Genomic DNA, 7,225 nt, shown 5'->3' on the forward strand with positions numbered 1-7,225 from the left:
CCGCAATCGAGTTGGCCCACTATGAAGTTCGCGTCAATGCCATCGCTCCGGGCAACATTCCGACACCGCTGTTGAAGACGACGGCGTCGGGCAAGTCGCCCGAGGAGCTGGCGCGTTTCGAGCACGCCATCCGGGCGCAGATGCGGGCCGATCGGCCGCTCAAGCGCGAAGGCACAACCGACGACATCGCCGAGGCGGCGCTCTACCTGGCCGGCGACCGGTCCCGGTACGTGACCGGAACGGTCCTGCCGGTCGACGGCGGGACGGTGGCCGGAAAAGTCCTTCGCCGACGTAGCGAGGAAAATAGTTAAATCAGTCGCTTGACTTAGTGGGCGCCTGAGCGTTGACTGATCGGGTGACCACTGCGAGGACCGTGCGTAGCGAACGGGCCAGCACCACGCAAGAGGCGATCCTGACCGCCGCCGAGCGGTTGTTCGCCGAGCACGGCGTTTTTGCCATCTCCAATCGGCAGGTCAGCGAGGCCGCCGGGCAGGGCAACAATGCCGCGGTCGGCTACCACTTCGGTACCAAGACCGACCTGGTACGGGCCATCGAGCGGCGGCACCGGGAGCCTATCGAGCGCTTGCGGGAAGACATGGTCGCGCAGACGTGTGAGTCCGACGACATCCGCAGTTGGGTCGCCTGCCTGGTACGCCCGCTGACCGATCACCTGGCGGCGTTGGGCAACCCCAGCTGGTATGCCCGGTTCGCCGCACAGGTGATGACCGATCCCGCGTACTACAACGTCATGGTCAAAGACGCGCTTTCGTCGCAGTCCCTGGTCCAAGTCATCGACGGGATCAACCGCTGTCTGCCCGAACTTCCGATCGACGTTCGGGTGGAACGCAATCTGATGGCCCGCAATCTACTGGTGCACACCTGCGCCGATCGTGAACGGGCTTTGGCCCGCGGCGATCGCAAACTCGGCGCAGCCGAGCGCAGCGGGTCGCCGCCATTGGACCCCGGCGATCGCAAACTCGGCGCAGCCGAGCGCAGCGGGTCGCCGCCATTGGACCCCGGCGCGGTCGCGCGGTGGACATCCTGGGAGGCGGCCGGGACGCGCCTCATCGACGCGGTGGTCGGGCTGTGGCTGGCGCCCGTCACCGACGTCAAGAGTTGATGATGAAAGTGTCTGTGGAACAGGATAAATGCGCCTCTTCGGGCAATTGCGTGATGCATGCGCCGGAAATCTTTGACCAACGCGACGACGACGGCGTCGTCATCGTGCTCGATGAGCACCCGCCCGCCGCTCAAGCCGGCAACGCCCGCAGGGCCGAAGCACGTTGCCCGGCCCAGGCCATTCACATCGAGGAGTGAGAAGTGTCCGACACGCTCACCGGCGCCACGGCTGACGCGATCGCCCCCGAGTATCCGATGGAACGCGCCGCAGGCTGCCCGTTCGCCCCGCCGCCGGAAGTGATGAAGCTGGCCGCGGCACACCCGCTGTCCCGGGTCAGGATCTGGGATGGCAGCACGCCGTGGCTCGTCACCGGTTATGAAGAAGCGCGCACGCTGTTTGCCGACTCCCGGGTCAGCGTCGACGATCGTCGGCCCGGTTTCCCGCACTGGAACGAGGGCATGCTGTCCACGGTGCACAAGCGGCCCCGGTCGGTCTTCACCTCCGATGCCGAGGAGCACACCCGGTTTCGCCGAATGCTGTCAAAGCCGTTCACGTTCAAGCGAGTCGAGGGCCTGCGGCCAGCCATCCAGCAGATCACCGACGACGCGATCGATACGATGCTGGCCGGACCGAAGCCCGGTGACATCGTCAGCGCGCTGGCGCTGCCGGTGCCCTCGCTGGTGATCAGCCAGCTGCTGGGGGTGCCGTACGAAGACGCCGAGATGTTCCAGCATCACGCCAATGTCGGTCTCGCGCGGTACGCCGCCGCCGAGGACACCATGAAGGGCGCGATGAGCCTGCACAAGTATCTTGCGCAGCTAGTCGAATCGAAGATGGAGTCTCCGGGCGAAGACGCGGTGTCAGACCTCGCCGAGCGGGTCAAGGCCGGCGAGCTGAGCGTGAAGGAGGCCGCGCAACTGGGCACCGGGTTGCTCATCGCCGGACACGAGACCACCGCCAACATGATCGGTCTCGGGGTCCTCGCCCTGCTCGAAAACCCAGACCAGGCAGCGGTTTTCCGCGACACCGATGACCCCAACGTCATCGCCAATGCGGTCGAGGAACTGCTGCGCTACCTCTCGATCATCCAAAACGGCCAGCGCCGAGTCGCCGCCGAGGACATCGACATCGCGGGCGTCGTCATCCGCGGCGGCGAGGGCATCATCATCGACAACGCCCCGGCAAACTGGGACGCATCGGAGTTCAGCGAGCCCGACCGGCTCTACCTGCATCGCTCCGGTGCCGGTCAGCACGTCGCATTCGGCTACGGCCGCCACCAATGCGTCGGCCAGCAGCTTGCCCGCGCCGAGCTGCAGATCGTCTTCCACACACTGATTCATCGTGTGCCGACGCTGGAACTTGCCGTGCCGATCGAGGATGTCCCGCTCAAACATGACCGGCTCGCCTACGGCGTCTACGAACTACCGGTGAGATGGTGAGTACCTTCGCCGGGCGACCCGGGCTCACAAGTCTCGACTACACCATCCGAACGAAGGGCCACTGATGTCGCCTCAACCAAGCACACTGTCGCTGTACCCACCGGGCGGACTTGGCGCGCCCAAGGATCGGCACGGCCAGGCCGACGGCAGCACCACCGGGCTGCCCGACGGAACCGTGGTGTTCTCGGCGGACAATCACATCTCGATCGCCGACGACATCTTCTACAACCGATTCCCGGACGAGCTCAAGGAGAAGGCGCCGCGGATCTGGTACGAGGATGGCGCTTATCAGGTCGGCCGCAAGGGACAGTCGTTCCTGCCCGGGGACTTCAGCGCGGTGCTGATGCAATACGACGACCTGCCCGGCGCCGCGAGCACCAACATCGAGGCCCGCATCCAGGAGCTGCATGAAGACGGCGTCGAGAAGGAAATCGCCTTCCCCAACGCGATTCTCGCGCTCTTCCACTACCCGGACAAGAAGCTGCGGGAGCTGGCTTTTCGCATCTACAACGAGTACATCGCCGAGTTGCAGGAGAAGTCCGGAGGACACTTCTACGGCGCGGGTCTGATCAACTGGTGGGATCCGGCCGGCGCCAAAAGGACCCTGGCCGAACTGAAGTCGCTTGGCCTCAGGACGTTCCTGCTACCGCTGAACCCCGGCAAGGACGACGACGGCAACGTCATCGATTACGGCAGCGACGCCATCAAGCCGGTATGGGACGAGATCGAAGCCGCCGGGCTTCCGGTGAGCCACCACATCGGCGAGACGCCGCCCAAGACGCCCTGCCAGTTCAACAGCGTCGTCGTCGGCATGATGATCAACATCGACGGGTTCCGCGAGCAGTTCGCCAAGTATCTGTTCACCGGAATCCTCGACGACCACCCAAGTCTGCGGATCGGCTGGTTCGAAGGCGGAATCGCTTGGGTGCCTTGGGCTTTACAGGACGCCGAGCACTTGGTGGCGTCGTATCAGCACATGTTCAACCGGCCGTTGCGGCATGACCCGCGCTACTACTGGGACAATCACATGAGTGCATCGTTCATGGTCGATCCGCTCGGGCTGCGGTTGATCGACCAAATCGGTGTCGACAAGGTGATGTGGTCCAGCGATTATCCACACAACGAAAGCACTTTCGGCTATTCGGAGAAATCGCTGGCTTCGGTGGTCGACGCGGTCGGACCGGAGAACGCCGTCAAGATCGTCAGCGACAACATCACCAGGTTCTTGGGGTTGCAGGCTCCCACATGACGACTCTGTCACCGACACTGAAGTCGGCGCTGGACATTCCGGACACGCCGGACATCGAGCGGATGCGCCGTGAGACCGGCGCGCGGTTGCGCTCGGCGATGGCCGACCGTGGCGTAGACGCCTTGATCCTGTTGGGCAACAACAGCGTTGTGTACGCCACCGGGGTCAGTTGGCCACTGAGCGACGCCGGACTGTCCTACGTCGAGCGACCCGTCGCGGTGGTACTCGCTGACGACCCGCACCCGCACCTGTGCCTGCCGTTCCGCGAGGGTGCATCGTCGGAATCCGGTCTGCCTACCGACCACCTGCACGGACCGGTGTATCTCGAATTCGACGAGGGCGTGGAGAAATTCGTGCGGGCGATTCACGAACTCGTCCCGGCCGCGGCTGTCATTGCGGTTGACGAACTCACCGGGGCCATGCGTCGAGCCCAGTCGCAGCTGTTCCGGTCCGGCCCGCCGGCCGATGCCGCCCAGGTTGTCGGCGCCGCCAAGCTCATCAAAACCCCGGATGAAATCGCTTGCATCCGAACCGCAGTGAAGATCACTGACGCGGCCATGGCCGATGTGCAGGCCGCGCTCGCGCCGGGCATCCGGCAGATCGACCTGTCCGCGGAGTTCACCCGCCGAACGTTCGAACTCGGCGCGATGGCCAGCATGCTCGAGCCGATCTGGCAGGTGATGCCCAAGTTCAAAGCCGACGGGGTATGGACCACACACGGCGATCTGGCGTTGCCGCTGCTGACAACTGAGCGGGAATTGACTGCCGGCGACGTGTTGTGGACCGACGTCAGCATCACCTACCAGGGTTACTGCTCCGACTTCGGCCGCACCTGGCTGGTCGGTGACGAGCCGACGCCTCGCCAGCACGCTCAGTACTACCAGTGGCAAGAGATCATGGACGCCGTAATGGGCGTGGTGCGCGCCGGTGCGACCGTCGCAGATCTGGGCAGGACGGCGACGGCAGCCAACGGCGGCACCCGGCCGTGGCTGCCGCACTTCTACCTGGGGCACAGCATCGGTGTCAATGCCGCCGAAACACCAATGATCGGAACCGATCTCGGTGACGAGTTCGATGAGAAGTTTATCCTCGAGTCGGGCATGGTGATGGTACTGGAACCGGTGGTGTGGGAAGAGGGCACCGGCGGTTATCGCAGTGAAGAGGTCGTCGTCATCACCGAGGACGGGCACATCCGGTTGACCGACTACCCCTACGCGCCGTACGGAGAATACTGATGTCCACCGAGGTTCTGGCCGATGGACGGGCGCTGCGCACCGGCCGCCGGGAGCGCGCGCTGGCGCAGATGGAAAAGCGCAACCTCGACGTGCTGGTGCTCGGGCGGCAGGCGAATGTCCGCTACGTGTCCGGCGCACCGCAGCTGTGGGTGGCGGGAACCAGGCCGTTCGGCCCGACCTGTGTAGTGGTGCGTGAGACCCGGGCGATTCACCTGCTCAGCACGTGGGACGAAGGCGTGCCGGACGACATCCCGCACGAGAACTTGTACGGTATCGCCTGGAACCCGATGAACACCATCGCGAACCTGCAGCGCATCGACGGTGCGGCGACCGCGAAACGGGTTGGTACCGACGCCCTTTCGCCGAGTTTCGCGCAGCTGCTGCCGATGGCGTTCCCGAATGCGGAGCTGGTCGACGGCGAGCTGGCGATGCGTGCGGCCCGGCGGATCAAGACGCCCGAAGAAGTCGTCGCGCTGCGGGAGGCCATCCGGGTCGCCGAACTCGGTCTGGCCGCGGCGGTGGCTGAATTGAGGCCTGGTATCAGCGAAAAGGCTTTGGCCGGAGCGCTGTTGGAGGCGATGGCAGCCGGCGGGGTCAGCACCCCGTCCACCCAGGACGCCGCCTGGGTGACCGCGTGCGACCACCCGTGGCGTCGGGCCAACCCAGACGGCTTGGTGCACGAGGGTGACCTCGTCGCCTTTTCGTCCGGAGTGCTCGACGGCGGTTACACCGGCGAGGTCGGCCGCACCTGGCCGGTCGGCGACGTGGCCGGTTCCGACGATTTGTACCGACGCTGGGATCCGCTGTGGGACAGACTGTATGAAGCCTGCAGACCGGGAGCGCCCGCGCTCGACCTGCTGGCCGCCTACCAAGCCGCCGGCGAAGAACTGCCACCGATGCCGATCGCGCGAGGCCTGGGCCTGGGATTCGATCCGCCTGTGGTCTCGCAGCACCTGCCGGCAACCGCCGCCGAAGAGCAACTGGAGCCGGGCATGGTGCTCGCGGTCACCGGTTACGTCTGGGAGTCGGGAGTTGGCGCGGTGTTCGGGCGAGAGGCGGTGTTGATCACTCCCGACGGCCCCGAGGTACTCACGTCGAGTCCCTTTTCGAACGTCGCGGTCGGTGCCTGACCACGATGCTCGGTGACACGGCCCCGCTGAACGGCTACACCGTCGTCGAACTCTCCACCGGAGTTGCCGGCGCCTACTGCACCAAGTTGCTGTCCGACGGCGGGGCCCAGGTGATCAAGGTCGAGTCGCCGCGGGGTGATCCCTTACGCCGATGGTCAGCGTCGGGAGCCGACATCGAAAATGGCAACGACGGAGCCCTGTTCGGTTTTCTGGCCGGATCGAAGCACAGTGTGGTCGCGGACCCAGAAGTCGACGCCGCACTGGTCGACGACCTGCTGGCCGCCGCGGACGCGGTGGTGTGGTCACGGGGTTCCACGGTGGCCGACGCCTTCAGACCGGCCGCACTGCGCGAGTCGCATCCACACCTCGTCGTCACGTCGATCACCCCGTTCGGGCTGGACGGCCCGTGGCGCGATCACCCGGCGACCGAGTTCACCCTGCAGGCGTGGTCGGGTGGCATCGTCGGCCTCGGCCGCGGATCCGCTGATCGCGCTCCGGTATTCGTGGGCGGCCGGGTCGGTGACTATGTCGCCGGCGCGTACGCCAGCGCTGCGACGATGGCGTCACGGATGCGGCAGTTGGAGACGGGCACTGGTGAGTTATTGGACCTGTCGATGCTCGAAACGCAGATCCTCGGTCTCACGTACTACCCGGTCACGTTCTTCCAGATGCTCGGAAGGCCTTGGCGGGACGCCAGGAAACTCACTATCCCCGGAATCGCCCGTGCCAAAGATGGTTTGGTGGATGTCGGATGCGGGACCGCTCAGCAGTGGTTCGACCTGTGTGCGATGATCGGCCAGCAGGACTGGATCGACGAGGACTCGCCGCTGTCGATCACCGAGATGGCCAATCAAAAGTCGGCCGAGATTTACGCCTGGTTCGAGAACGAGAAGGCCGACGACATCCGCGAACTCGCCACCGCCTTTCGGATCCCCAACGCACCAGTGGCCAACGGCGCCAACATCACTGAGCTCGAGCATTTTCGGCACCGGGGCTCGTTCGTCCCCAACCCGCGCGACGGGTTCAGCCAGCCCGGTCCGCCGTACCGGATG

8 protein-coding genes are annotated in these 7,225 nt (G+C 65.3%); all 8 read left to right on the forward strand.

The window, feature by feature from the left end; genetic code table 11:
- Window positions 1-311: SDR family oxidoreductase (locus AC2VOU_RS14890; protein ID WP_486958074.1), on the forward strand; the 311-nt coding region annotated here is incomplete at its 5' end.
- Window positions 312-343: 32 nt separating this feature from the next.
- Window positions 344-1,120 (forward strand): TetR/AcrR family transcriptional regulator, encoded by a 777-nt coding sequence (locus tag AC2VOU_RS14895; protein WP_486958075.1) that lies wholly within the window; start codon window positions 344-346, stop codon window positions 1,118-1,120.
- A 2-nt stretch (window positions 1,121-1,122) separates the two neighbouring features.
- Window positions 1,123-1,317 carry a ferredoxin gene (locus tag AC2VOU_RS14900; RefSeq protein ID WP_486958076.1) on the forward strand — a complete coding sequence of 65 codons (195 nt, stop codon included), beginning with the start codon at window positions 1,123-1,125 and terminating at the stop codon, window positions 1,315-1,317.
- A 3-nt stretch (window positions 1,318-1,320) separates the two neighbouring features.
- Entirely contained in the window at window positions 1,321-2,559 is a 1,239-nt protein-coding gene (locus AC2VOU_RS14905; RefSeq protein WP_486958077.1) for a cytochrome P450, read from the forward strand.
- Window positions 2,560-2,734: 175 nt separating this feature from the next.
- On the forward strand, window positions 2,735-3,808 hold the full coding sequence (locus AC2VOU_RS14910; RefSeq protein WP_486958081.1) for an amidohydrolase family protein: 1,074 nt from the start codon (window positions 2,735-2,737) through the stop codon (window positions 3,806-3,808).
- Window positions 3,805-5,043, forward strand: coding sequence for a M24 family metallopeptidase (locus tag AC2VOU_RS14915; protein ID WP_486958078.1), 1,239 nt, complete (start codon window positions 3,805-3,807; stop codon window positions 5,041-5,043). Before AC2VOU_RS14910 ends, AC2VOU_RS14915 begins: the two co-directional genes overlap by 4 nt.
- Window positions 5,043-6,173, forward strand: a complete 1,131-nt coding sequence (locus AC2VOU_RS14920) for a M24 family metallopeptidase (RefSeq protein WP_486958079.1) — start codon at window positions 5,043-5,045, stop codon at window positions 6,171-6,173. The genes AC2VOU_RS14915 and AC2VOU_RS14920 overlap by 1 nt, the downstream gene beginning before the upstream one ends.
- 5 nt (window positions 6,174-6,178) lie before the next feature.
- A partial coding sequence (locus AC2VOU_RS14925) for a CoA transferase (protein ID WP_486958080.1) occupies window positions 6,179-7,225 on the forward strand: 1,047 nt, incomplete at its 3' end.

This window comes from Mycobacterium sp. TH-M25, assembly GCF_057473665.1.

Coding starts and splice junctions, on each gene's coding strand:
- AC2VOU_RS14900 (WP_486958076.1), top strand. CDS start 1,123: ATGAAAGTGTCTGTGGAACAGGATAAATGCGCCTCTTCGGGCAATTGC.
- AC2VOU_RS14915 (WP_486958078.1), top strand. CDS start 3,805: ATGACGACTCTGTCACCGACACTGAAGTCGGCGCTGGACATTCCGGAC.
- AC2VOU_RS14920 (WP_486958079.1), top strand. CDS start 5,043: ATGTCCACCGAGGTTCTGGCCGATGGACGGGCGCTGCGCACCGGCCGC.